General features: G+C 44.7%; 28 protein-coding genes and 1 pseudogene. 16 read left to right on the top strand and 13 right to left on the bottom strand.

Annotated elements, in window-relative coordinates; translation table 11 throughout:
• Nucleotides 1-86: 86 nt before the first annotated feature.
• The 6 genes from PJF56_RS00275 to PJF56_RS00250 all read left to right on the top strand — a co-directional run bounded on the left by PJF56_RS00275 (nucleotide 87) and on the right by PJF56_RS00250 (nucleotide 4,822).
• The gene (locus PJF56_RS00275) at nucleotides 87-752 is read left to right on the top strand and encodes a TIGR00266 family protein (protein WP_283760622.1); all 666 of its coding nucleotides are present in this window, start codon (nucleotides 87-89) and stop codon (nucleotides 750-752) included.
• A 5-nt stretch (nucleotides 753-757) separates the two neighbouring features.
• Complete coding sequence (locus PJF56_RS00270) at nucleotides 758-1,438, top strand: TIGR00266 family protein (protein WP_283760621.1); 681 nt, start codon at nucleotides 758-760, stop codon at nucleotides 1,436-1,438.
• A 40-nt stretch (nucleotides 1,439-1,478) separates the two neighbouring features.
• A complete protein-coding gene (locus PJF56_RS00265; protein ID WP_283760620.1) occupies nucleotides 1,479-2,177 on the top strand; it encodes a TIGR00266 family protein in 699 nt (232 codons plus the stop codon).
• Nucleotides 2,178-2,189: 12 nt separating this feature from the next.
• The gene (locus tag PJF56_RS00260; protein WP_283760619.1) at nucleotides 2,190-2,966 is read left to right on the top strand and encodes a M48 family metallopeptidase; all 777 of its coding nucleotides are present in this window, start codon (nucleotides 2,190-2,192) and stop codon (nucleotides 2,964-2,966) included.
• Nucleotides 2,967-3,047: 81 nt separating this feature from the next.
• Entirely contained in the window at nucleotides 3,048-4,037 is a 990-nt protein-coding gene (locus PJF56_RS00255; protein WP_283760618.1) for an ABC transporter ATP-binding protein, read from the top strand.
• The gene (locus PJF56_RS00250) at nucleotides 4,034-4,822 is read left to right on the top strand and encodes an ABC transporter permease (protein ID WP_283760617.1); all 789 of its coding nucleotides are present in this window, start codon (nucleotides 4,034-4,036) and stop codon (nucleotides 4,820-4,822) included. Before PJF56_RS00255 ends, PJF56_RS00250 begins: the two co-directional genes overlap by 4 nt.
• A gap of 19 nt (nucleotides 4,823-4,841) precedes the next feature.
• Here the strand turns inward: PJF56_RS00250 and PJF56_RS00245 are convergent, their stop codons facing one another.
• The 3 genes from PJF56_RS00245 to PJF56_RS00235 are packed head-to-tail and all read right to left on the bottom strand — an operon-like array spanning nucleotide 4,842 to nucleotide 7,193.
• Nucleotides 4,842-5,723 (bottom strand): ABC transporter permease, encoded by an 882-nt coding sequence (locus PJF56_RS00245; RefSeq protein ID WP_283760616.1) that lies wholly within the window; start codon nucleotides 5,721-5,723, stop codon nucleotides 4,842-4,844.
• Nucleotides 5,724-5,726: 3 nt separating this feature from the next.
• Nucleotides 5,727-5,921 (bottom strand): heavy-metal-associated domain-containing protein, encoded by a 195-nt coding sequence (locus PJF56_RS00240; protein ID WP_283760615.1) that lies wholly within the window; start codon nucleotides 5,919-5,921, stop codon nucleotides 5,727-5,729.
• A gap of 21 nt (nucleotides 5,922-5,942) precedes the next feature.
• Nucleotides 5,943-7,193 (bottom strand): DNA cytosine methyltransferase, encoded by a 1,251-nt coding sequence (locus PJF56_RS00235; protein ID WP_283760614.1) that lies wholly within the window; start codon nucleotides 7,191-7,193, stop codon nucleotides 5,943-5,945.
• A gap of 124 nt (nucleotides 7,194-7,317) precedes the next feature.
• Between PJF56_RS00235 and PJF56_RS00230 the strand changes: the two genes are divergently transcribed.
• Nucleotides 7,318-7,608 carry a 7(1) septoil knot domain-containing protein gene (locus PJF56_RS00230; protein ID WP_283760613.1) on the top strand — a complete coding sequence of 97 codons (291 nt, stop codon included), beginning with the start codon at nucleotides 7,318-7,320 and terminating at the stop codon, nucleotides 7,606-7,608.
• Here the strand turns inward: PJF56_RS00230 and pbpC are convergent.
• Genes pbpC through PJF56_RS00215 form a run of 3 tightly spaced genes read right to left on the bottom strand, consistent with a single transcriptional unit; the run spans nucleotide 7,605 to nucleotide 12,355 of the window.
• Entirely contained in the window at nucleotides 7,605-9,962 is a 2,358-nt protein-coding gene (pbpC, locus tag PJF56_RS00225) for a penicillin-binding protein 1C (RefSeq protein WP_283760612.1), read from the bottom strand. The genes PJF56_RS00230 and pbpC overlap by 4 nt on opposite strands.
• On the bottom strand, nucleotides 9,959-10,918 hold the full coding sequence (locus PJF56_RS00220) for an AvaI/BsoBI family type II restriction endonuclease (protein ID WP_283760611.1): 960 nt from the start codon (nucleotides 10,916-10,918) through the stop codon (nucleotides 9,959-9,961). The genes pbpC and PJF56_RS00220 overlap by 4 nt, the downstream gene beginning before the upstream one ends.
• 6 nt (nucleotides 10,919-10,924) lie before the next feature.
• The gene (locus PJF56_RS00215; RefSeq protein ID WP_283760610.1) at nucleotides 10,925-12,355 is read right to left on the bottom strand and encodes a hypothetical protein; all 1,431 of its coding nucleotides are present in this window, start codon (nucleotides 12,353-12,355) and stop codon (nucleotides 10,925-10,927) included.
• 326 nt (nucleotides 12,356-12,681) lie between these two features.
• Between PJF56_RS00215 and PJF56_RS00210 the strand changes: the two genes are divergently transcribed.
• Nucleotides 12,682-12,960, top strand: a complete 279-nt coding sequence (locus tag PJF56_RS00210) for a hypothetical protein (protein WP_283760609.1) — start codon at nucleotides 12,682-12,684, stop codon at nucleotides 12,958-12,960.
• Between the two features lie 164 nt (nucleotides 12,961-13,124).
• On the opposite strand, the gene PJF56_RS00205 is transcribed toward PJF56_RS00210, so the two are convergent.
• The 7 genes from PJF56_RS00205 to PJF56_RS00175 form a co-directional block, all read right to left on the bottom strand.
• Nucleotides 13,125-13,409: a GIY-YIG nuclease family protein gene (locus tag PJF56_RS00205; RefSeq protein ID WP_283760608.1), complete on the bottom strand. Its 285-nt coding sequence runs from the start codon at nucleotides 13,407-13,409 to the stop codon at nucleotides 13,125-13,127.
• Nucleotides 13,410-13,564: 155 nt separating this feature from the next.
• Nucleotides 13,565-14,626 (bottom strand): Fe(3+) ABC transporter substrate-binding protein, encoded by a 1,062-nt coding sequence (locus tag PJF56_RS00200; protein ID WP_283760607.1) that lies wholly within the window; start codon nucleotides 14,624-14,626, stop codon nucleotides 13,565-13,567.
• 315 nt (nucleotides 14,627-14,941) lie between these two features.
• On the bottom strand, nucleotides 14,942-15,340 hold the full coding sequence (gene dndE, locus PJF56_RS00195; protein ID WP_283760606.1) for a DNA sulfur modification protein DndE: 399 nt from the start codon (nucleotides 15,338-15,340) through the stop codon (nucleotides 14,942-14,944).
• Nucleotides 15,341-15,357: 17 nt separating this feature from the next.
• Nucleotides 15,358-15,948 (bottom strand): thioredoxin domain-containing protein, encoded by a 591-nt coding sequence (locus PJF56_RS00190; protein WP_283760605.1) that lies wholly within the window; start codon nucleotides 15,946-15,948, stop codon nucleotides 15,358-15,360.
• A gap of 7 nt (nucleotides 15,949-15,955) precedes the next feature.
• Nucleotides 15,956-16,843 carry an isocitrate lyase/PEP mutase family protein gene (locus PJF56_RS00185; protein WP_283760604.1) on the bottom strand — a complete coding sequence of 296 codons (888 nt, stop codon included), beginning with the start codon at nucleotides 16,841-16,843 and terminating at the stop codon, nucleotides 15,956-15,958.
• A 48-nt stretch (nucleotides 16,844-16,891) separates the two neighbouring features.
• Nucleotides 16,892-17,077, bottom strand: coding sequence for a hypothetical protein (locus tag PJF56_RS00180; protein WP_283760603.1), 186 nt, complete (start codon nucleotides 17,075-17,077; stop codon nucleotides 16,892-16,894).
• 213 nt (nucleotides 17,078-17,290) lie between these two features.
• Nucleotides 17,291-17,506 (bottom strand): hypothetical protein, encoded by a 216-nt coding sequence (locus tag PJF56_RS00175; protein WP_283760602.1) that lies wholly within the window; start codon nucleotides 17,504-17,506, stop codon nucleotides 17,291-17,293.
• 100 nt (nucleotides 17,507-17,606) lie between these two features.
• Between PJF56_RS00175 and recF the strand changes: the two genes are divergently transcribed.
• The 8 genes and pseudogenes from recF to PJF56_RS22305 all read left to right on the top strand — a co-directional run.
• Nucleotides 17,607-18,752 carry a DNA replication/repair protein RecF gene (gene recF, locus PJF56_RS00170; RefSeq protein ID WP_347179389.1) on the top strand — a complete coding sequence of 382 codons (1,146 nt, stop codon included), beginning with the start codon at nucleotides 17,607-17,609 and terminating at the stop codon, nucleotides 18,750-18,752.
• Between the two features lie 129 nt (nucleotides 18,753-18,881).
• Nucleotides 18,882-19,478: a hypothetical protein gene (locus tag PJF56_RS00165; RefSeq protein ID WP_283760600.1), complete on the top strand. Its 597-nt coding sequence runs from the start codon at nucleotides 18,882-18,884 to the stop codon at nucleotides 19,476-19,478.
• A 38-nt stretch (nucleotides 19,479-19,516) separates the two neighbouring features.
• Nucleotides 19,517-21,931, top strand: a complete 2,415-nt coding sequence (locus tag PJF56_RS00160) for an OmpA family protein (protein WP_283760599.1) — start codon at nucleotides 19,517-19,519, stop codon at nucleotides 21,929-21,931.
• A gap of 1 nt (nucleotide 21,932) precedes the next feature.
• The gene (locus PJF56_RS00155) at nucleotides 21,933-22,454 is read left to right on the top strand and encodes a Rab family GTPase (RefSeq protein ID WP_283760598.1); all 522 of its coding nucleotides are present in this window, start codon (nucleotides 21,933-21,935) and stop codon (nucleotides 22,452-22,454) included.
• 3 nt (nucleotides 22,455-22,457) lie between these two features.
• Nucleotides 22,458-23,684: a PP2C family protein-serine/threonine phosphatase gene (locus PJF56_RS00150; protein WP_283760597.1), complete on the top strand. Its 1,227-nt coding sequence runs from the start codon at nucleotides 22,458-22,460 to the stop codon at nucleotides 23,682-23,684.
• Nucleotides 23,685-23,770: 86 nt separating this feature from the next.
• Complete coding sequence (locus tag PJF56_RS00145) at nucleotides 23,771-24,352, top strand: slr1658 family protein (protein WP_283760596.1); 582 nt, start codon at nucleotides 23,771-23,773, stop codon at nucleotides 24,350-24,352.
• Nucleotides 24,353-24,386: 34 nt separating this feature from the next.
• Nucleotides 24,387-24,740, top strand: coding sequence for a slr1659 superfamily regulator (locus PJF56_RS00140; protein ID WP_283760595.1), 354 nt, complete (start codon nucleotides 24,387-24,389; stop codon nucleotides 24,738-24,740).
• Nucleotides 24,741-24,774: 34 nt separating this feature from the next.
• Nucleotides 24,775-25,539, top strand: a pseudogene (locus PJF56_RS22305) (PAS domain S-box protein); the annotation flags it as partial.
• Between the last annotated feature and the right edge of the window lie 54 nt (nucleotides 25,540-25,593).

Genomic DNA, 25,593 nt, shown 5'->3' with positions numbered 1-25,593 from the left:
AAACAAAGCTAAAAAATCCCATGCAACCCAGAAAACCATGCTACCCCTGTCGGTAACTCAAGATATCCCACAGGGGGTTAAACATTGTGCCCTATGAAATTCGCTATAAACCCGCATTTTCGGCTATTTTTGTCACCCTGAACCCTGGAGAACAAATCATCGCTGAAGCAGGAGCGATGACGAGCATGGATGGGGGGTTATCCATGAAAACCGAGTTTTCTGGGGGCTTTTTCTCGGCTTTAATGAAGAAGTTTTTTGGAGGCGAATCCCTATTTGTGAATCGCTTTCAAAATAACACCCAAAAACCCTTAACGGTAGTCTTCACCCAATCCTTAATTGGCGATATTGAATGTGTTGACTTAAGCGGTAATGCCCTGTGTTTACAACCGGGGGCTTATATTGCCAGCACTGCCAACGTCAAATTAGGGGTACGCTGGGCAGGTTTGGCGAGTTGGTTCGCTGGAGAAGGATTATTTAAACTCAAAGCAAGCGGTAAAGGAAAAGTATTTTTTGGAGCTTATGGTGGTATCAGCCAACAGAGTGTATCTGGAGAATTTATCGTTGATAATAGCCATTTAGTCGCCTATAGTCCCAATATTAAAATGAGTATTGGTTTATCGGGGGGGCTGATTAGCTCGATTACGTCGGGTGAAGGATTTGTCAATCGTCTGAAAGGTAAAGGCGTGATTTATCTACAGTCGAGAAGTGTTAGTGGTTTAGTTGGTTTTTTACGTCCCAAGGTACGCAATTAAAGATTATGGATATTGAACTGCTGAAACAGCCCGATAGTGCGATCGCCAAAGTCACCCTCAACAGTGGCGAAGAAGTCGTTGCACAAGCTGGGGCAATGGTTGCCATGAGTGGCTTTATCAACTCCAGCACCACCCTCCGTCAAGGAAAAGGGGGCGGCATTATGGGAGGACTTAAACGCATGTTAGGGGGGGAATCTCTCTTTTTAAGTGTGTTTCGCTGCCCCACGCCCAACGGGGAAATTTTCCTGGCTCCTCAACTGATGGGAGATGTCATGGTTTACGAGATGACGGGGCAAGAATTAGTGGTACAAGCAGCTTCCTATTTAGCTTGTGCCTCTGATGTGGTTCTTGATTTGGGCTTTGAAGGCTTCAAATCTTTCTTTTCTGGTGAATCAATTTTTTGGCTGAAAATGTCAGGATTTGGCCCTGTCATTCTCACTTCATTTGGTGGTATTTATGAAATTGAGGTTAATGGTGAATATATCGTCGATACCGGGCATATTGTTGCCTTTGAACGCAGTTTGAATTTTGAAATTGATAAGGCTAATTCCAGTTGGTTGGGTGCATTCTTTGGTGGTGAAGGCTTTATTTGTCGATTCAAAGGCAATGGCAAAGTATACTGCCAAACCCATAATCCAGGTAGCTTTGGATTTACCGTTGGCTCTCAACTCCCTGAGCGCCAATAATTGCCAATTCCCCATTACCGATTACCTATTACCCATGATCATGTCACAATTTACTTATCAAATCGATCATTCCCCGGCTTATGCCTCCCTGGTGCTAAATTTACGGCCCCAACAGAAGGTATTAGTGGAAGCGTCCGCCATGGCTGCTATGGATACGAGCATTACCATGCAGTCAAAAATGAAGGGCGGTATGCTCAAGAGTGTGGGTAGAATGTTCGGCGGTGAATCCCTGTTTATTAACGAGTTTACTGCCGAAAAACAAGGCGGATCGTTATATGTTTCTCCGGGAGTGCCAGGGGATATTGAATATTATGCCCTTGATGGTAGCAAGGGATTAATGGTGCAATCTTCTGGGTTTGTAGCTTGCAGTGATACGGTCGATATTGATACGAAATTTCAAGGTGTAAAAGGATTTTTTAGTGGTGAGTCTTTGTTTCTATTACGAGCTAGTGGAACGGGGGATTTTTGGTTTAGTTCCTACGGAGCGATTATCGAAATACCGGTAGAAGGGGATTATGTGGTTGATACGGGTTATGTGGTTGCTTTTGAAGAGACTTTAAACTATAATGTAGAGATGATTGGTGGATTAAGCTTTAAGAGTTTGAAAACGGGAATTTTAGGCGGAGAGGGTCTGGTTTGTCGCTTTAGTGGCCAAGGGCGGTTGTGGATTCAAACTCGTGGAATTTATCCCTTACTCAATTTTTTATATCCGTTCCGTCCTGTTAAAAGTAATGATTAAGAAGAGTTGACGATGAGCGATCGCAATCCTCCCACGAGCAACCGTCAGTTACTGATTCTCGCCGGTTTGTTTGTGCTGGCGATCGCCCTCACCATTTGGGGGGGATTGGCGATCGCCGATTTGGCCATTACCCGCATTCCCGTCAGTGTGGAGCAAAAGCTAGGCGCTCTCATTGTGCCGGTATATGAGCAGCAAGCGGAAGACTCCGTAGAGCAAGAAACCCTGAACCAACTGCTCGATCGCTTAGAAAGCCATTTAGACGACGGCGATCGGGACTATCGGGTATTGTATGTGAATCAACCCACGGTGAATGCGATCGCCATTCCCGGAGATGTCGTCGTGATCTTCCAAGGACTCCTGGAAAACGTCGAATCCGAAAACGAACTGATGATGATTCTCGGCCATGAATTAGGCCATTTTGCCCATCGAGATCACTTAAGACGATTAGGACGCACCTTAGTCGTCCGTTTAGCCATTTCCACCCTATTTGGTAATCTCGATTGGCTCAGTGATGCCAGCACTGTACTCGTCGCCATTAGCAACTCTCGCTATTCCCAATCCCAGGAAACCCAAGCCGATCGATTTGGTCTCACCCTACTCTATCAAACCTATGGTCATGTCGCTGGCGCGATCGACTTTTTCAGCCGTTTGAGCCAAGATTCCAGTCGCAATTGGGATTTTCTCGCCAGCCATCCTGCACCGCAAAAACGAGTCAGAGCCTTACAACAAGAGATTCAACAACAGGGTTATCCTCTCAAAGACAAGCAACCCTTACCCGTAGTATTGTAGATTGCACAACCCCGATTGATTAACGATCGGGCAACAAGTTTAGCTACCATAAGAAATGTTCACTTTTACCAGGCAAGGGAGATGGGTCATCCTCTGATTGGCGTGTATCACCTGAGTAAAACCTATCCCGTCGCCATTAAGGAACCGGGACTTCAGGGCACATTACGGCACTTCTGGAAACGGAAGTACCGCCAAGTCGAAGCAGTTAAAAAGATTTCTTTTGAGATTGAATCGGGTGAAGTGGTGGGATTTTTAGGCGCAAATGGAGCAGGAAAAACCACAACCTTAAAAATGTTAACCGGTTTAGTCCACCCCTCTGGCGGCCAGGTGCAGGTGGGGGGATATGTGCCCTTTAAGCGGCAAACCGAATTTTTACGCAATATTACCTTAGTCATGGGGCAAAAACAACAGTTGTTGTGGGATTTGCCGGCCCTGGATTCTTTGCGAATTAATGCGGCAGTCTATGAGTTGTCAACCTCAGAGTTTCGGGAGCGGTTAGGGGAACTCACAGAAATGCTCTTGTTACAGGAGAAATTAACCCAACCGGTGCGTAAGCTGTCCCTAGGGGAGCGCATGAAGGCGGAACTTTTAGCCGCTTTGTTGCACCGGCCGCAAGTGCTATTTTTAGATGAGCCGACGTTGGGATTAGATGTGAATGCTCAGGAAAATGTGCGGGAGTTCCTGCGCGAATACAATCAGCGCTATGGGGCGACGATTTTGTTAACCAGTCACTATATGGCTGATATTACTGCATTGTGCGATCGCGTCCTCTTAATCCACAAAGGAGGATTGATTTATGATGGTTCCTTGCAAACCCTGCTCGATCGCTTTGCGCCCTATCGAGAGGTGCAAGTAGACTTAGCCCAAGAGTATTCAAGCACAGAATTAGAACCCTATGGAGAAATTGAGGCGATCGCCGGTCACCAAGTCCGCTTTTTAGTCCAACGGGAAGCCTTAACGACCACCATTGCTCGTATTCTCGCTGACTTAGAAATCCTCGATCTCAAAATTACCGACCCTCCCATTGAAGAAATTATTGGCCGAGTCTTTCGCACGGGAATCACAACATGAAATTTTTCCTGAAAAAAACCCAAATCTTTCTCGATACCTATTATGCCCATATGGTTGAATATCGGGCAGAACTCTTTTTATGGGCTATCTCGAATTGCTTACCCTTTATTCTCATGGGCGTTTGGATTGAAGCAGCCGATAATGCTGATTTTGGTTTAAGTTCTCTCGAATTTGGCCGCTATTTTTTAAGCGTCTTTCTCGTGCGTCAATTAGCTCTTGTCTGGGTCATTTGGGAATTTGAAGAGGAAGTCGTCAAAGGTAAACTTTCACCCCGATTATTGCAACCTATCGATCCCGTTTCCCATTACCTCGCGCGTCATCTTGCGGAACGACTCGCGAGAATTCCCTTTAGCATCGGCTTAGTCGTCTTATTTTTTGTTCTCTATCCTCAAGCCTTTTGGATACCGAGCTGGCAGGCGATCGCCCTGTTTCTGCTTATTACTCAAATCGTCTTTTTTGTCCGCTTTAGCATTCAATATACCTTCGCTATTTTTGCCTTTTGGACAGAACGAGCCAGCGCCCTAGAGCAACTCTGGTCTTTATTATATGTCTTTTTATCCGGAATTATTGCCCCTTTACAGATCTTTCCCCCCGTCATCCAAGAAATACTTTGGTGGACTCCCTTTCCCTACCTCGTGAATTTTCCGGCATCAGTTCTGGTGGGTTTACCAGTCAATTGGGGTCGCGCCCTTTGTACGCTGATTGGATGGGGACTAATTTTTTATGCTGCTAATCGTTGGTTATGGCGTAAAGGATTAAAGCATTATTCCGGAATGGGAGCTTAAGCATAATTCAAGTCTTTGATTACGTCTGATTGCGTAACTTCGGGTTTACCCACTCATTCAACCCTTCACCCACCAAGGATAATCCGACAATCATCAATGTCATCGCCATGCCAGGAAAAAGGGCAGTCCACCAAATCCCCGTGGGTAGGACTTCTAGGGCTAATCTGAGATCGTGTCCCCATTCCGGGATTTCTTCCGGTAACCCTAAACCGAGAAACCCTAAACCCCCTAGAGTCATGATGGCATCGGCTCCATTGAGGGTAAATAATACGGGTACACTTTGAATCACATTCAGGAATAAATAGCGGGTGAGAATACGCCAAGTGGAGGCTCCCATGGCTTGGGCGGCTTCCACGTAGAGTTCTGTTTTAACGCTGATCGTGTGGTTGCGAACAACCCGATAATATTGGGGCACATAGGCGATACTAATGGCGATCGCCGCGTTGAAGATCCCTCTGCCCACCACAAATGCCAATGTAATCGACAGCAATAAGCCCGGTAGCGTATAAAGGGTATCCATGGCAAATAAGACGACGCGATCGAATTTCCCGCCCTTATAGCCACTCACCAAGCCCAGGGGAACGCCCACCAGAATACTCAGGAGCGTGGCTAAAATCACCACTTTCCAGGCTACTTGCGCCCCAAACAGGGTACGAGAAAGCACATCATAGCCCAACCGGGTTGTACCCAACCAATATTGGGCAGATGGGGGTGCTTGGGGCGGGTTCATCAGCGCTTCCCTGGGATCTTGCAGCCATCCCCAAGCCTGGAAAACCGGGGCAAATAAGGCGACAATGAGGAAGAATAGGGTAATGGCAATGCCGATCGCCATTAACCGCATCGACAGATTCGGCGATCGCCCCACCAACCGAGAAAACCATCCAGATTTAACTGAAGCCATAATTTAAGCTACCGTATGGCCAGCCGCCGTAATTGCTTGATGGATCTCTTGCTCTGACGATCCCGTTTCCACCGTCACCGCCTTAGTTTCTAGGACAATATTGACTTGGGCGCTACTATCTGCTTTGGCGATCGCCTTCTTCACCGCATCCACACAGCCCTCACACACCATCGACGGCACTTCAAACTCCAACTTCATAACTCAACCCTTACAACATTACTAAACCTTACCACGCAAACCGCTATATCGGGCGGCTGTGGCACTATCCCATACTAATAAATCCGTGCGATCGAGTTGAATCATTTTCCGAGGACGCACGGGAGAATACTCTAAAGCTTTACCAATTTCCGCAGCGACTGCTTTAGCTAAAAATGGCGGTACTGAATTCCCCACTTGTCGAAACCCATGCCATTTGGTGCGGTGAAACCGGAACCAGTCGGGGTAAGAATGGAGCCTGGCTGCTTCCCGAACGGTAATACATCTCGGTTCAAAGGGATGGATGGGACGGGGAGAAGTGTACGCACCGCGATCGCCAGGTGTCCCTGCTCTTAACGTATTACACAGTCCCTGCGGATGAAGTCTCAAAAAACGACTAATGGGTTCCATTTTTCCCGGTTGAGTTGCCTTAAATCTCTGGATCGATTCAGGAGTATGACGAGTTTTAAGACTAGAAGTTAACAGGGTTTTATCATATTGGCGAGGGTAGGAATAATCATCAACTAATTTCAAGATTCCATGTAAAATCTTACCATAGTGACTATGATTTCTAAACGGAGCTTTTACCCAATCTTGGATTTCGAGTTCTGGATATCGATAAATTTTAGGGAGTCCTTCAATGGCATCTTTAACGGTGGGATGGGGATCGAAGTAGGGTTCAGGGTTACTAATCTGAGTTGAGGTAAACTGGCTTAAGGGTTGGGGATACTGGGGAAGGAGCAAATCTTGATGACATCCGAGTAAAAAGAGTCGTTCTCGGTTTTGAGGTACGCCATAATGACGAGCGTTGAGGATTTTGTAATTACGGTCTACTTGATAACCATGGTAAGCAAACTTGTCAATAATTTCTTCAATAAATAAACGATGCTCCCCCATCGCCATTCCTTTAACATTTTCAATCACAAAAAATTTTGGTTTTAGTTCAGAGACTAAGCGAATAAAATGATAAACTAAGCGATTGCGGGGATCGTCTAGAGCGCGTTTGCCGATCACGGAGAACCCTTGACAGGGAGGGCCACCAAAAACGACATCAATAGTTTTCTTGCCAATGGCTGATTTTTTCCGAATTTCTGCTGCTGTAATTTGGGAGATATCGGCGCAAAGAGTCGTCCAATGGGGGAAATTATAGTGATGCACTCCGCAGTGAATGGGGTCAATTTCTACAGAGGCTAAAACATCAAATCCCGCTTGCTCAAAACCTAGGCTCATCCCTCCTGCACCGGCAAATAAGTCTACAGCGATCGGTCTAGACACGGTTTTGAAACACTTCTGGAAATAACGCTATATTATAGCATAATTGGGTGAAATGAAAAGAGGTAAAATCATGGGGCGATCGCTCCCAACAATAAGCATTTTCAGTCTAAGTCTTTTTCTGGCCATGATTTTAGCAGCTCTGCCAGGAAAAACAGAGGATGGAATAAATGCAGATAATTGCAGTTTTAATGGCATCCAGCTTTATGGCAAGGTGCAAGTGGTGGAACAGTTTCCCGATATTCAGGTGCAGGTGGTTGAGTCATTTCCCGATTTAAAGGTCAAATGGGTTGAACAGTTTCCCGATGCTTGTGGAAAATGGAAGCAAGTCGATCATTTTCCGGATTTTAAGATTCAATATGTCAACAGTTTCCCGGATATTAAAATCAAAGTGGTTGATTCTTTTCCGGGAGTCTAATCGGCGATGGAAAAGCCGCGACGGGTTCGTTTTTGCGGCGCTTCTTGGACTTGAAAAATAATCTGACTTTTGGGTTCTCCTCCGGCGGTTTTTACTTCCAGTTCCCAACTGCCTAGTTTCATATTCCAAAATAGGGAATTAGATTGAGTTGTGGCGATTTTTTCACCATTTAACCACCATTCTAGCGGGTCTTCAATTTTACCCGCTAGTTTGAATTCTAGGCGATTTTCCTGTTCTGCTTGGGGCGAGAGCAAGAAATAATCATCATTTTCAGGAAAGACAATTCTCGGTTCTCCTTGCCACTGGTTTTCTGGCTGTTGGGAAAGCCATTCATTATATTCTGGGGGCAGTTCTAGGGGCTGGTTTTGAGTATTGGATTGTTGGATGTCTTGGGGATAGAGGTATTCTAAAACAATGGCAGAAGGACAAGTAGGGGCGGGTTTGAAACCCGCCCCTACACCAGATTCAAATTGAGATTGATCCCCAAGAATTTGTCCGGTAACGGCACAAATGGGGTGCTGAACTAAACCGGATGGAGGCGCAAAATCGGCCGGTTCTCTAGTTTCATGTAACTGTTGCATAATTCGATGCCAGAGGGGAGCTGCTCCCATGACTCCGGAGACTTGCTGCATGGCGGTTCCGTCAAAGTTACCCACCCAGGTGGCAACAGTATAATCTGCGCTAAAGCCGACTGTCCAGGTATCGCGATAGTCGGAGGATGTGCCGGTTTTGACGGCCGCAGGAAAGGGCAAGTTTAATACTGAGTCTACCCCAAAACTGGTAGCACGGGCATGGCGATCGCCAAGCATATCTCGTATCAGTTCCCAAGAAGTCGTCTCTGTGGGCGTTTCTGCTGCTTCTGTTTCTTCCCCAAAATAGGTAACTAAAGGCACGGGTTTACCGTCATGTGCCAATCTCAGATACGCCCTCCCTAACTCCCATAAACTCACCTCGCCACTGCCCAAAGTTAAGCCTAATCCATAGTATTCTGGCTCATGGCTCAGATGGGTAAATCCCAGTTCCCGCAAGTGATTGAGAAACACCGGAACTCCCACTTCTTCTAACACGCGCACGGCGGGCACATTCAGAGAATTAGCCAGAGCCAAACGTACCCGCACCGGCCCTAAAAAGGTTTCGCTATAGTCCACCGGTTTGTATAGTTTCGCGCCAGGAATAGCATAAGTAGTGGGCACGTCCGCCAAGATGGTTTGGGGACGGATAACCTGTTGTTCCAGCGCCAGTTGGTAGAGGAAAGGTTTCAGGGTGGAACCGGGTTGGCGCAAGGCTTGCACCCCATCATTTTGCCCCTGTTGGCTGTCGTTGAAGTAGTTGGGAGAACCAACATAGGCCAAGACTTCCCCGGTATGATTATCGATAACCAGGGCGGCTGCATGGTGGACTTGTTGGGGGGCAAGAGCGTCCACCACTTGCTGCACTTGGGTGGCGACAAACTGCTGGAGGGAGCTATCTAGGGTGGTGCGGATGGTTCCTCCGTCGGGGGTGGGGAGCTGCTGGGCAACCCAGAAGAGGAAATGGGGGGCGGCAAGGATTCCCTGTTGTCGCGATCGCAGATAAACTTGTTCACTATACGCCCGTTCTGCCTCCATAGCCGTAACCATCTTATCCGCCACCATCCGGTCTAAAACATAACGCTGCCGAATTTTCAACGCTTGCCAATGGTGGTAGGGGTCGAGGTCGATAGGGTCATTGGGAAGCGATGCCAGCAACGTCGCTTGAGCCAAATTCAAGTCCGCAGCCGGAAGACCAAAATAAGTACGAGCCGCAGCTTCCACGCCATAAAGATTACTTCCCATAGGTAAGCGGTTAATATATGCAGCTAGGACAGTATCCTTATCCATACCCGCACTTAAGCGCCAGGATGTCCAAATTTCACCCACTTTATTCGGGAGAGTACGGTGAGTCGGATAGAGCATCCGCGCCAGTTGCATCGTAATGGTTGAAGCTCCGCTCACAATTTCTCTAGCTTGAAAAGCCTCTAAAATCGCACGAGAAACCGCAATAAAATCCACCGAACCATGCTCATAATAACGCTTATCTTCCGCCGCAATAATCGCTTGAATAAAATAGGGCGAAATATCATCCAGAGAAACCACCATCGTATGATCTTGGTCGCGGGTGAGCAAGGTTCCCAGGGGCACTCCATGACGGTCTTCAAACGTGATTGCACCGTCCGTTTGCGCGATATCTTGGGCGCGAATGGGGATAAGATAGGGTACAGAGCGAACGATTAAGCCGAGTAAAATCACACCAAATAAGATTCGGAAGGGGAGTTTATATTTTCCATGCCAGAGTTTAAGGAAGTATTGCATAAAGCTTAAGTAGAAGCTCTTCATAGGTTTAATAGCCAATCACATAACGAAACAACTTGCTCTTCATTCGTTAAATTTGCGGCATTGGTTAAACGGCGATCGTTCAGTTGCTGATAGATTTCTTGAGCCATATGATCGGCGATCGCTGCACCAATAAAAAACATTTTAGGATAGCAATTTTGATCTGAGAAAGCTTTTCTGATCCGTCCAAGTGCTGAGTTTGCGGTTTTCCAATGCTCATCTGCTCCTGCTGGATCAATTCCTCCTTTAAGTTCTCCCAGAGCAAGATAGTTTTCCGATTGATAATGTGCTGAATCCTTATTTTTACCCAAAGTAATGTCGTGGGGGGAAGCATTCAATAGGCAAATATCTACATTCTTCTTCACAGTTGGAACAGTTAAGTTATAGATTAAAGTTCGTTCATGATGATCTGATATCCAATGTAAACCTTTAACCTGTTTCTCAATTTCTGGCTCAAAATTGTAAGCCATCCAATGTTGACTTTTGATATCCAGATACTGTAAATTGAGTCCACGGACTGAGCAAGTAGATATAAAAACTCTCGTAAATCCCCACAGACCTAATGCACCCGCTAAATTCCGAATTCTACCCCCAAGAGCATCCCCTCTAGTCAGCAGAAAGCGATACACTAATTCATCAATAAATGAATTGCCTGATGGCTCCAAAAAATTTTCTAGCAAATTTCTAATCGCTTCTTGTTTATCCGATTCTCGTAAGTGATTTTTAGCCTTGCCAGAAATACCGGCTGCTGTAAGTAATGCATCATTTATGTTATTTATCGTTAATAACTCCTTGGGATCTTTAGCTCTTGATGCCAAGACCTTAAGTGCTTTTGCTTCTTCAATAAAAGGGGTGGCTTTTTTATTTTTCTCTAATGCTAAAGAAATGAATCCCGATCGGATCTGATCGTAAGGAGTAATCAAGTCCTCATAAATTCTTAAATGTTTATGAAATGACATTTAAATTTACTTTTCCCAAACATAAATACATTTTCTTAAAGGTTGTCGTCCATGTCTACCCATTTGTTGAGAACTATTCCCTTTTCCTTGAGGAAGAACCATAATATTTTTAATCGTAAAGCCAAGCTCTTCGGCTATTTTTGAGAGGATTAGATCTACTGATATAGATATTCCCGCATATCTAACATTATCATTAACCATAAACATCTTCCCATTTCTTTGTAAAACACGATAGCATTCTTGGATTGTACAAGCCATCTCATAAAAATACCCTTTTACCATACGCACAATTCCTGGATTATTCAACTGCTTGGTCTGTTTTTGATGATCGAGGTCATTAAAAATTTGTTGTAATAACGGCATCTGGTTACAAATATTAATAGCAGTTTTCCATGATTGATTGAAAGTAATTAGATCTTTAAACTTGTTTTCTACCGTACAAGTTAACATAGCCTGGCGCAAACGCACTAATTCAATTTCATTGACTCCCAGCACTGCATGTTCTAAGGCATAAGTTCGTGTATAGTCATAACGGTTGCAGTAAGGGGGGGAAGTCATAATTCCTGAATAATGTTCAGATTTTAATTCAGGTAAAATATCTAAACAAGACCCTTTGAGTAAATTGATCTGTCCTTTATTCAAATCTCCTTGAAGCAATGAGAATAAATCCTGGGGTCGATCGTGATGTATTAAATCTTCCCTAATTTGATTGATCTGCCGATCGATAGCTTCATCGAATGATAATATTTTACCCTTGTTAAATGTATTAGCACTTTGGTTACGATCAGCCCTGTAATCCCATCGCAAATATTGCCCATCTTTTCTGGTATAACTGATCGATTCTAAGATAGATAATAAGGCAAATAATAAGAGTTCTTTAGTCTCTATATCTTCATTCTGAATATCATAAATATAACGTCCTATTTTATTTTGAGTTGTTTGGGGATATGCACCATGGGTAATTCGTAATGTATTCAACTCTTGGCATTTTCCTTCTCTATTCCAAGGTTGTTGAACCAACCAATATTCTAGCCTTGATAAAATCCGGTTTTTGTTCCCCTCCCTAGCAATTAAGTTGGCCTCTATAATTTTTTGCCCCACGGGTAATAGTTCAATCCCATCAGCATCGTAACCTAAAGAGGAGCAGGCAAATAGAGCTGTCCCAGAACCAGCGAAAGGATCGAGAATTTTCCCTTCTAGAACTGGATATTGCTGGAATAAATATTCTACTAAGTCCGCAGAAAAAGCTTCTTTATACTTGTAGAGTCTATAATATGAGCGGTCTTTATTTCCTTGAAAACTAATATGCTTTCTTTTTAGGACTGAGTTAATTATAATTACCGAATAAAAATACTCATATAGTTCTCGATCCAGTAATTCAATTTTGGACAAGCAATCACTAACATTAACTTTGGAATTGAGATTATCTGGAGGCATATGGAAGGGTATATTTAAGTTGCTTGACTTCAGAGGATGATAGCTTATTCTACTGGGTCGGCGATCGAATGTTGTATAATTGACTTATAAATGGTTGACTTTCAGAGGAAGAAAATCATCATGATTAACTATAGAGTGGCAGAGCTAACTGATTTAGAGATCATTTTACAACTTTATCACAGAGTCGGCTATCAACGCTATAATCGTTTTTTTAATGACAAAACAGTTAAATGACTAGATCGGGTGCAGTTCACAATCTAAGCTGTGTTACTCTACGAAGTAGAATTATAGTATAACATTGAAAGCAATCTAGAGGTTAATTATTTATGGCACGACAGGTTGAACAAGCAGTACGCCTAGCGAAAGCTTACTTTGAAAAACTTTTGCCTCAGTTGGGGGAAGAGATTGAAGACTTACGACTTGAAGAAGTTGAGTTTTCTGAAGATAAATGGCTGATTACTTTGGGATATACCCGCCCCACTAAAATCAAGCAAAATCCTCTATTGCCCGTTGCCGATAACCGGCAATATGAACGAGTCTATAAGATATTTACAATCAACTCAAGAACAAATGAAGTTGAGTCGATGAAAATTCGAGAATTATGATAGATGAAATTCAAGATATTTATAAAAAATATCGACACAAAGGAATTTTGATTGATACTAATATTCTAATTCTGTGGGTTGTAGGGACAGTTAACCGCGAACGCATTTCTCAGTTTAACCGCACGAAAACGTTGGGTTGATTTTACCAGTAATAGGTACTGATATTATATTTTTAATTCGATAGTCCTAAATTGACCTGAAAAAAACAGAGGAAGGTTTACTTTTTGGCTACTTTTTCTCGTTGAAAGGTTAATGTCATTGCGATGATGGGTTTTGCCTTTCCAGCGTTTACAGATGTTTTTGGCTTGGCCGATGTACCACACTTTGTGGGATTTATCGAGAACGTAATAGATTCCAGAAGATTCTGGAAGCAGTTCTTTGGTTTGTAGGGGGATATGGGGGAGTTGGAGAAGATGGCGATCGCCTTTCATGGGTCTGTTTTGTATCAATTATAACTCTATTCTCCGATTCTATCAAGTCCGATTAAATACCCTAATTAAAAATCCAGGGAGCAAGATGCTCCCACTCCAGCTATATCAAAGAATTCCAGGAGTGCGGGCATCTTGCCCGCTTTTTAACCCATTAACTGGCTAGAGCTTGTGGCTTATTTCCAACCGGCTCGATCCATAATTTTTAAGGCTTCTGCATTATTTTTACCGAAGACATCTGGGTTGAGCGGATCGGCCTTAAAACTGCCAAAACTTTGCAAAACGGGATCGAGGGGAACACCAGAGACAACGGGATACTCGTTATTGCCTTCAGCGAAAAACTGTTGAGCTTGACGCTCGGCCAGATGTTCTAAAAACTCGATCGCCGCCTGTTTGTTTTTCGCGTGCTTAACGACACCACCCCCACTGATGTTGACATGGGTTCCGCGACCGTTGGGGCCGGTTTGGTTGGGGAAAAAGATGCCTACAGTATTGAATACTTGTTGATCTTCCCGTTGGCTAGATTTACCCAGACGAGCTAGATAGTAGCTATTGGCAATGGCGATATCCCCAACTCCCGCAGCACAAGCTTTAATTTGGGCCGTATCGTTGCCTTCTGGCGATCGCGCAAAATTAGAAACCACCCCTCTAGCCCACGCTAGGGTCTTCTCTGCACCATGGGCCGCTAAGAGGGAACCCAGGAGGGATTGGTTGTAAATATTACTCGAACTTCTAATCAAGATTTTCCCTTTCCATTTGGGATCGGCTAAATCTTCATAGGTGGAGAGTTGGGATTTACTCACCTTATTCTTATTGTACATAATCACCCTGGCCCGCTTGGAGAAGGCAAACCAATGGCCTTGGGGGTCTCGGAGGTTACTGGGGATTTTCTGATTCAGGGTGGAAGAGCTAATCGGTTGTAGGATGCCATCTTGTTTGGCTCGCCACAGGTTACCCCCATCAACGGTTAGTAAAATATCTGCCCTGGTATTGGCTCCTTCACTTTTGACCCGTTCGATCAGTTGTTCGGCATCCCCTTCGATCAGGTTCACTCTCACCCCTGTCGCTCGCGAGAAGCTGTCGTAGAGTTCATCATCGGTGTCGTAGTGACGGGAAGAGTAGAGGTTTACAGCCGTTCGTTGGGCGATCGCCGGCCCCCTACTGATAAGATTCTTGCTGGCAACGGCTACGATTCCTGTTCCCGCAGCCAGAATAAAGTGTCGTCGATTCAATCTCATGGTTGTCCTGTCGTTTTCTTTGAGAAAAGTTACTAAAAATTCATCCACCAGACATTGTACAACTAATGAGAGGAATTCCTAATTAAATTTCATCTTAAGTTTTGTGAATCTTGCTATCTAACCTAGATAGAAAGCCTTATAAACGATCGTCTTTCTTTTGTCAACCTACCTTTAATCAGAATCTTCTTTTAATCTCTGGGACTAGATAACCTAAATTAATCCAGAAGAATTATCAATAAGCTGGCTCAAAAGCCGTTGTACTTTATTGCCTCATTTTTGCAATAGTAAAGCATAGACACCATGACCGATTACCGATTACCGATTACCAGAGACGCGATCGCACAACCGGATTAAAGCCTCAATCTTCTTCAGATTCGGATCGCCTGCCAAATAGCCAATTCCGCGATGGATATGGCGGCGACATTGAAGCGCCAGAGTTTCCGGATCGCTGCCGAGTCCATCATTAACGCAACGTTGCTTGAGGGCGATCGCCAAAACATCCGCCAGCTCCCCCCCAAACACCCGCCAAGACAACTCCACATTACTATCACGAGGAATCGGAACCGGAGAAGGGATTGACGGTTCCGCCAAAGAACGGCAAAACGCCCAACGACAGAGAATATTCCACTGTTCAATTTTCGTATACCGTTTCAACTTCGTCAGTTGATCCTTCGCCGTCTGCGACAGTTGAATTCGTTCTAGAGGTGCATCCATTACTCACAATAGAATTGTTAATTATTAATAATTACCTGGGAGCCGTGGCTGCGGGGATCGGAAACCCTAGGGACTTCGCTGCCTGAACCCGATTCTAGGCTCGATACGTTGCCCATATTGCCAGCATCGGGAATGGGGACACCAGCCACTAGAGCGTCTAATTTATCTTGCAGGATCGGTTTAGGCAGTTCGCCAATAGTTTCGGCGATCGCCTCTCCCTGACGATCCAAAAACACAAAATGGGGAATACCATCCACTCGATAAGTATCCATTTCTGGCAACCACTTAGTATTATCCACATTCAACATCACAAAATTGACCTGTTCCCCATAGCTCTCTCGCAACGCCACCATATCGGGAACCATGGACTGACAGCTTAAACACCAATTGGCATAAAATTCCATAAACGTCGGCTTCTCATTCTCTAGTGCCACCTCTAGCGGTATCGAAGTTTCAGCCAACTCAGACAACGAGGTAGACGGATTTTGGGTTTGCAAGCCTAAAAATAACGCTACACTTAAGGCGATCGCCGCTAACACCACCACCAGATTACGGATGCGCGTCGCCATAGAAGATTGGGTATTCAGATCGGCAGAAGGTTCAGTCATGGGTAATTTAATTTTGAATGGATTGGTCAGGTATTGTAAACTGCTTTTCCAACTGTCGATATCGATCCACCTCAATAATTTGCTCAAATTCCGGGAACGAGAGATCCTCTGGTGTCCTTCCCGTCGTCCCTTCTGCTCTCAACCTCTGGAAACACTCGCGCATCGCCTGAGTTGCCGCAAACAAACCCGACAGGGCATACACTCCAACCTTAAACCCCAACTCCTCCAACTGAGAGCGACTCAAACAAGGCGTTTTACCTCCCTCAATCAAATTAGCAAACAAATAGACTCCCGTCCCCGCAAACGCCTCAGAAATACTCACCAACTCTTGCCAAGACTGGGGCGCTTCAATAAACACAATATCCGCTCCTGCTTCGGCATATAATCGCCCCCGACGAATCGCCTCATCTAAGCCTAACGGCGCTCTCGCATCTGTGCGCCCCACAATCACCAAACCACTCTCCCCCCTCCCATGAACTGCCGCCTTAATTTTCTCCACCTGTTCGGCTGCTGAAATCACCTGTTTTCCTTCAAAATGACCGCACTTTTTCGGCCAAACCTGATCTTCGAGAATAATGCCAGACACCCCCCACCGGAGCGCCTCAGTCACCGTGCGAATCACATTGAGGGGATTGCCATAACCCGTATCGAGATCCGCCACCAGAGGAATAGAAATCGATTGGGCCATTTTTCCCACACTCTGGAGCGTTTCTGTCGCCGTTAGTAACCCATAATCGGGTAATCCCAGAGTAGAGGCAGAAATGCCAAACCCACTGGTAAACACCGCTTCAAAGCCCACTTGGGCGGCCAACTTCGCTCCCAGACAGTCATAGACTCCAGGCAAAATAAGGGTTCCGGGTTGGTCAAGAAGGTGGCGTAACTGATGCCCTGACATAAGACAATCGATGAAGTTTCAATAGGTCTAGCCTACCATTACCAGACCTCAAGAATGCTTTGACAAGAGAGTTTGCAGTTCTAGGGATTGGGGCGGGACGGAAAAGGTCGATTGAGGTACAGAATCTTGAGCTTGCAGAATATGGACGGCTACAAAGAGCAGGATCGGAAAGCTTAACCAGTTAATCCAATTCCAAATTGGGTGGATGTTAGAGGAGTTTTTCTTAGTCTTCATGGGAGTTGCCTCGCACGATCTCGCTAGATTTGAAAGGGGTGATTGTCCTTAGAATGCCACAGATGGGATGAGAAAACAGTGGGGATCAAGGCCAATTTTACAAATGGTTAGGGTAGATGTCGAACAACTGAGGGGATTGAGTGCCAGTTGAGGTCAGTAATTGGAGTGCGGTTGATAAACTGGACTAGGGGCGCTTGAGAGGAGATGCAGGGGTTAATTGGAGATCCAATTGAGGACGATTTGGGGTAAGTTAATGATTTGTTGCCAAAGTTGGTTAGGGTTGATGCCAAAGAGCAGTTGCAGGATGAGGATAATTCCGGCAAGGGTGAGGGCTGTGCCCACGGTGAGTTTAACAATTTTCACGAGCCAGGTAAATATGAGCCAGGAGACGATCAGGGCAGCAATAAGCAGAATCAGGTCTGTGGGCATGGGTTTACAGCGCTTGGTGTTGTTAAGGAATGAGTAACAAATAATAAGGCATAGGTAAGATGTTCAAAATTCAGCTCTAGTGGATTGTCATGTCGTCAGGATGTATTTGAAGCACCTCTATCTTAAGCAATTTCGCAATTATGTGGAGCAGGCGGTGAGTTTTCTAGCTCCAAAGGTTATTTTGGTGGGGGATAATGCCCAGGGGAAGTCGAATTTATTGGAGGCGGTGGAGCTATTGTCTACGTTACGATCGCATCGAGCCAAGAGCGATCGCGATTTAGTTTGGCAATCTCCGGATCGTTCGGCTTCCATGGGGCAAGTGAGCGCCCTAGTGGAACGGCAAACGGGGGAGCTTAACCTCAAAGTGGTGTTGCGCTCTAGTGGTAAGCGGACATTATTGCTCAACCATGAAGCCCAGCGACGACGGCGGGATTTTTTAGGGGCGCTCAATGTGGTACAGTTTTCCAGTTTGGATCTGGATTTGGTGCGCGGATCTCCGGAAAATCGCCGCTTGTGGCTCGATACGCTTCTAACCCAATTGGAACCCGTCTACGATCCGATGTTGCGTCAATATCAGCAGATTTTACGGCAACGTAATGCCCTATTGCGGCAATTTCAAGAGGTTGGGGGGCGGGAAAAGCCTCAACAGTTAGCCCTCTGGGATGCCCAATTGGTGTCGGTGGGAGTGCGTCTGATTCGCCGACGCTCTAGGGTGTTAGAGCTACTTGCCCCCATTGCCCAAGCCTGGCATGACAGTATTAGTGGATCGAGGGAAAAATTAGCGATCGCCTATAATCCCAGTGTGGTTTGGGATGGAGATTCTCGATCGCCGGTAGAAGCCATTGAAGGGGCATTTTTCCAGAAACTAACCGATCGAGCGATCGCCGAATCGGCTCAAGGCACGACTTTGGTCGGCCCCCATCGAGATGAGGTAGACTTTCATATCAATGGGACTCCCGCCCGTCAATATGGCTCCCAAGGACAACAACGAACCCTCGTGTTAGCCTTAAAGTTAGCGGAATTAAAATTAATTTCTGAAGTCGTCGGAGAATCCCCCTTGCTCTTATTGGATGATGTCTTAGCCGAATTGGACTTAACCCGGCAAAATCAGCTTTTAGAAGCGATCGCCGACCGGTTTCAAACCCTGATTACCACAACACACTTAAGTGCCTTCGAGCAAAACTGGTTACACTCCTCCCAGATTCTGCGGGTTCAAGATGGCCACATTTGTTCTCAGGGAGATTAAAATTTGTAGTTTAAGCTTGTATCGGCGAAAAATTCCAGTAAAATCAAGGGGATTTGTTGAAGCAGCAAATTATGAGTTTGAAGCGCTCATAAAGTATCTATTTCACGCGAGTGTGAGAGGAAAACGATAATGAACGATCCAGGACAACAGAAGGATATGCGCGATCGCCTGGGAAATGTCGAGCAGATCCGCGATTTACTCTTTGGAGAACAGCAACGGGAACTCGATACCCGACTTGAAACCCTAGAGAGTATGATCAAGGATCTCAAACAAGAGATGGGCGATCGTCTCAATAAACTCAATGAACAGTTCTCCAATGAACTGCGATCCAATTCCTATGCCCTAGAGAAAAAAATTCAGTATGTGACCGTAACCCATACGGAAGACTTCACCGAATTTAAACAAGACCTAGAACGGACTCAGAAAAACTTTAATGAACAAGTCAAAGGTTTAGATAAAACCTTACATAACCAGACGGAAAGTTTAGAGCAAAACATTCGCCATACCAAAGAATCTTTGCAAAAAGAGCTACATGCTATCACCGGGCAAATCCAAACCGAAGTCGATAAATATGTCAATGGACTCGAAGACAACAAGATTTCCCGTGATGAATTCGCAGAAGTCTTATTTGACCTGTGCATGAAAGTCAAAAAAACGGATTTCGTTCGCGAAATTGAAGGATCGGAAGTAAAGGCGGATTTGTTGTTGCCTGAACAACACTCTTAAGTTAAGTGTGAACGAGAAATCAGCGATCGGGGTGCATCATGGTTTTATCAGATCGACATTCACAAGAAAAGCGTTCTCAATCCTCCTCTGAGCCTAGATTAGAATCGACTCTGGAGGAAGAGAACCTCTTTAATTGGTTGAATCCAGATCGCTCAACCCTAGAAGTGGAACGCCCAAGAAAACCAAGGGCTTCCGTTTCATCTCAACCCCCCGATACCCCCCAGGGGTTGGATCGTACCCTGGATTTATTGTCCGATCTGCTCCTCGATCCGCAACCTGAATCGAGATCTTCGTCTGAAATTTCAGAAGAACATTTACCTCCTTTAGTCTTACAAGCAGAATTGGAGGAAGACAGAGCAACCTCCAATTCTGTAATTTCTGCCGATTCCCCTCAAACGCCAATTTCTCCAAGCCAAGCCACATCTGAACCGGCAGATCGACTAGATCAACCGCAACAAGAAACGGCTCCAGAGCTAGATCGGTCTCTCAATGCTCTGCAAAATTTACTATTGCCCTCAGAAGCTCCAGATTCTAGCTCCTCTTTAACCCAATCTTCCCCCTCGGATCGAGCCTCGAATCTATCACCCTTCAAGAGTTCATCAGATTTGAGTCTGGAAGAGCGCTTAAGCCAACTCGAACAACAAACGGCCCTGATTAATCCCCTCATGCCATTAGTGTCTGAACTGTTAGGATTTGATTTAACCGTTTCTCACGAGCAAAGTATTCGGGTACTCACTCCCATCATTGACAAAATTATTCAAAATCGCGCCCAAGAGGATGCGGAAGCCATGAGTGGGGTATTGGCAGATTTGATACCCGCCGCCATTGCCGAAGAAATCCGGCGATCGCCCCGGAAAATCGCCAAAGCCTTAGCCCCAGAGGTGAGTCTAGCCATTGAAGAGCAAATTCGGATTGACCGCCATGCGATCGCCAAAGCTATCGGCCCGGAAATGGGCCCCGCCATCAAAGAGCAAATCGAATGCGAACGGGACTCCATGGTTGACGCGCTCTATCCCGTCATTGGCAACACCATTGCCAAATACATGAATGATGTCATTCAATCCATCAACCAAAAAGTTGAAAGCACCTTCACCCTAAAAGGCATTCAACGCAAAATCAAAGCCAGAGTCCAGGGCGTTTCCGAGGCCGAGCTGATCTTTCAAGAATCCATGCCCTATAGCGTCCGGGCCATTTTCCTGATTCACAAAGCCTCCGGTCTAGTCATCAGTGAATACCAACCCTCAGAAGTAGACCGCCTAGAATCAGACATGCTGGCCGGAATGCTCACCGCCATCCGCAGTTTCGTCAATGACTGTATCTCCTCCGATCAAGCCGCCTCAGAACTCAATGAAATTGAATATGATGACTGTAAAATTCTTCTCGAAGTAGCCGGTTACTCCTATATGGCCGTCGTCATCAAAGGCGAACCCTCAAAAGCCTTCTTGCAAGAGATCCAAACCACCTACTCCTTCCTCCTACAAAAATTTGGCGAACCCATCAGTGAATTTGATGGCGACTCCGATACCGTCCCCGAACCCATCCCAGAAGCCTTAGAAAAACTCTTTACCGAGAGCGAGAAGAAACACGATGATGAGTTTCCCTGGGCCTTAATCCTCCTCATTCTAGCCGTGATGGGAGCGATCGCTATCCCGTGGATTTGGAGTTCTCATCAATGGCACAAAGAATATCGTCTAGAAGTTCAAACTCGTCAAGCCCTCCTCGCCTCTCCCGAACTCTCCGTTTATGCCATTCGACCGGATGTCGATCGGGAAACCATCCAATTAGAAGGACGAGTACCCAACGAATATTTGCGCTCAAAAGCTGGGGAAATTGTTTCAGAAATCGCCCCGCAATTAACCCTAGATAACGACATTGTAGCGGTAAATTTACCTCCCGATTTAGATGCAGCCGCCACAGAAGTTAATCGGATCGTCAATGTGCTAAACCAACTCGATGGAGTGAACATTAAAGCAACCTATAACCAAGGGAACGTAACGGTTTCCGGAACGGTGGTCGAAGGCGCAGATTTAGCGAAAATATTAGATTCTTTAGAAGGAATTACTGGAGTGAGCAGTGTCTTTAGTCGGATTCAACTTCAATCTTCACCCTTAGAAATGAAGTTTTATTTTGAATCCGGCTCCGATCGACTGCATCCGGCCGATCTGGCTGAAGGGATTCCCAAAATTGCCCAATTTTTAAACCAGTATCCAGAATTTAATTTAATGATTACCGGGCATAGTGATAAAGTAGGAGCCTGGGGTGAAAATCAAAAACTCTCTTGGGAACGAGCAGAAGCGGTGAAAGTAGCCTTACAACAGCAAGGCATTGCGTCCGATCGCCTTAAAATCCGAGGAACCACTGAACCCCCACCAGGGATCAACTCTACGGATGCCCTAGCTTTAAGTCGCTGTGTTCGATTTGAGTTGTTTCGTCCGATTAATGTAGGAAATTAACATGGGTAAAGTTTCTAAGAAAATTTGTATGGTTGGAGACTTCAGCGTAGGTAAAACCAGCCTGATCCGTCGGTTTGTGGATGGTCAGTTTGATGATAAATATTTATCTACGGTGGGGGTAAAAATTTCCCGAAAAGATGTGGCGCTTCCTGAAGGATCGGAGTTACAATTATTGATCTGGGATATTGAAGGACAAACCAAATTTAAGGCGATCGCCCCCAGTTACCTGCAAGGAGCCAAAGGAGCAATCATTGTCGGGGATGTCAGTCGGGAAGAAACCTTAAACAACTTGACCGATCATCTCAATCTGTTCAGTAAAGTGAATCCCAAGGGTAAAATGGTAGTTGCCCTCAACAAAGCAGACTTGGTAGACGACCAAAAGCTAGAGGCACTCTTGAAACACCATCACTATTTAGACTCAGATTACCCCGTCATTAAAACCTATGGTACTTCCGCCAAAAGTGGAGACAACGTTAATCAGCTCTTCCAAGATTTAGCCCAGGAAATTATGGCGATCAAGTAATTCATGTGGCAACTGATTGTCCCCAATCATATTGAATATTTGATTTTAGACCCGGATTTGATCATCCAGGACTATTCTGTGGGGGCACAACGGCTGACGGGAGACGAGATTCCCTTAAAGACAGGGGAAAGGTTAGATCAGTATTTTCCCGAAACATTCGGTCTAGAAGATATCTTAGGGTCTGTCATAATCGGAGAACTCGATAGCTTCGATCTCAAGGCGATCGCCCGTTCTCCGAATCCAGATACCCACTTGTATATCGACCTCTATTTTATCCCCGATCCCGACCCTAGGGAGCCGCAACCCCATCTGATTTTGTTCCTCGAAGACGTGACTTCCCAGATGGAGTTAGAGCAGAGGTTAGTGCAGGCGACCAATGAAAACGCGATCGTCATCCATCGCTTACAAGAGAGAACCAGAGAATTAGCGGCTGCCAACCAAAAAATCGATCGCCTCAATCAACAACTTCAGTCAGAAAACATACGCCTGTCCGCAGAGCTAGAAATTCTCAGGGAAATGCAGCAATTAATTCTTCCCAAACCCGAAGATTTAGCCAAAATTGAAGAACTTGATATTACTGGCTATATGCAACCAGCCGACGAAGTGGGGGGCGATTATTATGATGTCATTTCCATGGATGGAGTGATTACGATTGGTATTGGTGATGTGACCGGTCATGGACTAGAAAGTGGTATTCTAATGCTCATGACTCAAACTGCCGTTCGTACCCTGAAGGAGATCAAAGAACATGACCCCATTCACTTTTTAGACATTCTGAACCGCACCATTTATAAAAATGTAAAAAATATGGGAATAGATAAAAATTTAACTTTATCTATCTTGAATTATGCGGAGGGTCAATTAACGGTCAGCGGCCAACATGAAGAAATCATTGTTGTACGTCAAGGGGGAACAATTGAACGCATTGATACCCTAGATTTAGGCTTACCCATTGGTTTAGATGACAACATTTCCGAGTTTATTAGTTATACTAGAATAGATTTGAATCCAGGTGACGGTGTGGTACTCTATACGGATGGGATTACAGAAGCGAGAAATGGGAGGAACCAGCGCTATGGTATAGAACAATTATGTCAAATCATTAGCCAGAACTGGCAAAAGACTTCTGAGCCAATCAAAAAAGCGATTATAGAGGATTTACAGCAGTTTATCGGCACTGAAAAAATATTGGATGATATCACTTTAGTGGTGTTGAAGCAAAATTATTAACATAAACCCTTACATGAACCTTCCCGTTTATTTTATAGTTATTGATTACACAAAATATAGAACTCTATAATATATTTTATTAGCATATGGAAAAAATTTTAGGCAATTTTATTAAAGAATTTCCTCCGGAACATGACTCCTTGGAGTTGACCTTTACCCCCACGTCACAACCGTTAAAAAAACGCTGGAAAAACAATCGACTATCTGCTTACTTTCTAGCAGAATATTTTTGTAGTTTTTTACCTTTAGATGACGATCATCGTCGAGTAGAAGAAAGTAAGGCATCGGTCAGTTATATTGCTAACGAACTGCTAGAAAATGCGATCAAGTTTCATGATGCATCGGTGAGTGCTAAAGTTGGTTTTGGCATTCATTTTCTACGACAGGAGAATGATAGTATTATTGCTGCTATTTTTGCCACCAATACAGTGATAGCTCAAAAACTGAAGCCTTTGGAAGCGTTTATCGATCAGTTACTCAATGAAGACTTAGAGGATTTATATGTCGATCAAGTGGAAAAGAGTCTAGAAGAGGATAGCAATGCATCTGGATTAGGTTTAATTAGTATGATTAAAGATTATGGAGCTGTTTTAGGGTGGAAAATTGCTGATTCTAAAGCAGGTCGTGATTTTGTTACGATTACAACCATGGCTAAAGTCAAGGTTTGATTGTTGGTTGATTACCCGATGGAGAGAGATAAACATGGATGATCAGAGCATAGAAACAAAAGATTATAAGATTGATTACGATCCCGAATCAACAACGATTCAGTTTACGGGTGAACTCAGTCTTAATGGAGCATCTGAGTACGATCCGATCAAGAAGTTTCTCGATCGCATTGCGGAGTCCGAGCCTTCCCATTTAACTTTAAACTTAAGAGAGTTAAGTTTTTTAAATAGTTCCGGGATTAGCTTAATTACAAAATTTGTAATTGGCTTGCGAAAAAAACCGAATATTCAGTTGACAGTAGAAGGTTCGGTTGATGTGCCTTGGCAAAGTAAATCATTGAAGAACTTAAAAAAGTTTTTGCCGAATTTGGAGTTGATTGTGGAATGAAAGCTAGGATTGATTTGACCCCCAATTTAAGGATATGTCAGACATGATTGTTCCTAAGCATCTTGAATATGTAATCTTAGATCGAGAACTAATGATTTTAGAGTTCTCTGACGATGCAGATCGATTGGTGGGTGGTGAAGAAGCACTCAGAGTTGGGGAGTCATTTCAATTTTATTTTCCGGAAACTTATGGCATAGAAGAGATTTTAGAGTTGATTTTTTTAGGGGAAGAAGAGAGCTTTGATATTAAGGCAATTTCTCGTTCATCTGATGGGAACAGTTCCCTATATGTGGATTTGTATTTTTTGGCTAATCTTGAGGGTTCTGAGTCTGAGAAGCTAATGGTATTTCTGGAAGATGTAACGGAACGGATGAACTTAGAACAAAGTTTAGTCCAAGCCACGAATGAAAATACGATTGCTATTAATGCTTTAGCCAAATCAGAAAATTATATCCAACAACTCATTCACTCGATGGCGGAAGCGCTAATTGTAACGAATCATTTGGGAGAAATTAGGACGATTAATCCGGCAGTTTATGATTTACTGAACTATAGCAAGGAAGAGCTGATTGGTCAACCGATTAGTTTTCTTTTGGGCGATCATCCCTTAAGTCATGAGTGGGTTGCAGATGAAGCTTTTTTGCAGGGAAAAGTTTTAACAGATATTGAGGTTGTTATTGCCAATAAACAGGGAGAAAAACTATCGATCGCCTTTTCTTGTGCCGCCTTAGAGACGGATGTGCCCAGCTTAAAGGATGTGTTGTATGTGGGACGGGATATCACTAAAACGAAACAGGCGCAGAAACAGCTCTATATTCAGTATAGTGTGGCGCGGGTGTTGTCGCGATCGCTG

The sequence above is a fragment of the Roseofilum halophilum BLCC-M91 genome, assembly GCF_030068445.1.
Lineage (GTDB): Bacteria > Cyanobacteriota > Cyanobacteriia > Cyanobacteriales > Desertifilaceae > Roseofilum > Roseofilum halophilum.
The sequence above is the reverse complement of the archived record's forward strand: the minus strand, read 5'-3'. Positions and strand labels throughout refer to the sequence as shown.

Bases quoted from the DNA above. Each gene is read 5' to 3' on its own strand.
- PJF56_RS00270 (WP_283760621.1), top strand. From the start codon at position 758: ATGGATATTGAACTGCTGAAACAGCCCGATAGTGCGATCGCCAAAGTC.
- PJF56_RS00265 (WP_283760620.1), top strand. From the start codon at position 1,479: ATGTCACAATTTACTTATCAAATCGATCATTCCCCGGCTTATGCCTCC.
- PJF56_RS00260 (WP_283760619.1), top strand. From the start codon at position 2,190: ATGAGCGATCGCAATCCTCCCACGAGCAACCGTCAGTTACTGATTCTC.
- PJF56_RS00255 (WP_283760618.1), top strand. From the start codon at position 3,048: ATGGGTCATCCTCTGATTGGCGTGTATCACCTGAGTAAAACCTATCCC.
- PJF56_RS00250 (WP_283760617.1), top strand. From the start codon at position 4,034: ATGAAATTTTTCCTGAAAAAAACCCAAATCTTTCTCGATACCTATTAT.
- PJF56_RS00245 (WP_283760616.1), bottom strand. From the start codon at position 5,723: ATGGCTTCAGTTAAATCTGGATGGTTTTCTCGGTTGGTGGGGCGATCG.
- PJF56_RS00240 (WP_283760615.1), bottom strand. From the start codon at position 5,921: ATGAAGTTGGAGTTTGAAGTGCCGTCGATGGTGTGTGAGGGCTGTGTG.
- PJF56_RS00230 (WP_283760613.1), top strand. From the start codon at position 7,318: ATGATTTTAGCAGCTCTGCCAGGAAAAACAGAGGATGGAATAAATGCA.
- pbpC (WP_283760612.1), bottom strand. From the start codon at position 9,962: ATGAAGAGCTTCTACTTAAGCTTTATGCAATACTTCCTTAAACTCTGG.
- PJF56_RS00220 (WP_283760611.1), bottom strand. From the start codon at position 10,918: ATGTCATTTCATAAACATTTAAGAATTTATGAGGACTTGATTACTCCT.
- PJF56_RS00215 (WP_283760610.1), bottom strand. From the start codon at position 12,355: ATGCCTCCAGATAATCTCAATTCCAAAGTTAATGTTAGTGATTGCTTG.
- PJF56_RS00210 (WP_283760609.1), top strand. From the start codon at position 12,682: ATGGCACGACAGGTTGAACAAGCAGTACGCCTAGCGAAAGCTTACTTT.
- PJF56_RS00200 (WP_283760607.1), bottom strand. From the start codon at position 14,626: ATGAGATTGAATCGACGACACTTTATTCTGGCTGCGGGAACAGGAATC.
- dndE (WP_283760606.1), bottom strand. From the start codon at position 15,340: ATGGATGCACCTCTAGAACGAATTCAACTGTCGCAGACGGCGAAGGAT.
- PJF56_RS00190 (WP_283760605.1), bottom strand. From the start codon at position 15,948: ATGACTGAACCTTCTGCCGATCTGAATACCCAATCTTCTATGGCGACG.
- PJF56_RS00185 (WP_283760604.1), bottom strand. From the start codon at position 16,843: ATGTCAGGGCATCAGTTACGCCACCTTCTTGACCAACCCGGAACCCTT.
- PJF56_RS00180 (WP_283760603.1), bottom strand. From the start codon at position 17,077: ATGAAGACTAAGAAAAACTCCTCTAACATCCACCCAATTTGGAATTGG.
- PJF56_RS00175 (WP_283760602.1), bottom strand. From the start codon at position 17,506: ATGCCCACAGACCTGATTCTGCTTATTGCTGCCCTGATCGTCTCCTGG.
- recF (WP_347179389.1), top strand. From the start codon at position 17,607: ATGTATTTGAAGCACCTCTATCTTAAGCAATTTCGCAATTATGTGGAG.
- PJF56_RS00165 (WP_283760600.1), top strand. From the start codon at position 18,882: ATGAACGATCCAGGACAACAGAAGGATATGCGCGATCGCCTGGGAAAT.
- PJF56_RS00160 (WP_283760599.1), top strand. From the start codon at position 19,517: ATGGTTTTATCAGATCGACATTCACAAGAAAAGCGTTCTCAATCCTCC.
- PJF56_RS00155 (WP_283760598.1), top strand. From the start codon at position 21,933: ATGGGTAAAGTTTCTAAGAAAATTTGTATGGTTGGAGACTTCAGCGTA.
- PJF56_RS00150 (WP_283760597.1), top strand. From the start codon at position 22,458: ATGTGGCAACTGATTGTCCCCAATCATATTGAATATTTGATTTTAGAC.
- PJF56_RS00145 (WP_283760596.1), top strand. From the start codon at position 23,771: ATGGAAAAAATTTTAGGCAATTTTATTAAAGAATTTCCTCCGGAACAT.
- PJF56_RS00140 (WP_283760595.1), top strand. From the start codon at position 24,387: ATGGATGATCAGAGCATAGAAACAAAAGATTATAAGATTGATTACGAT.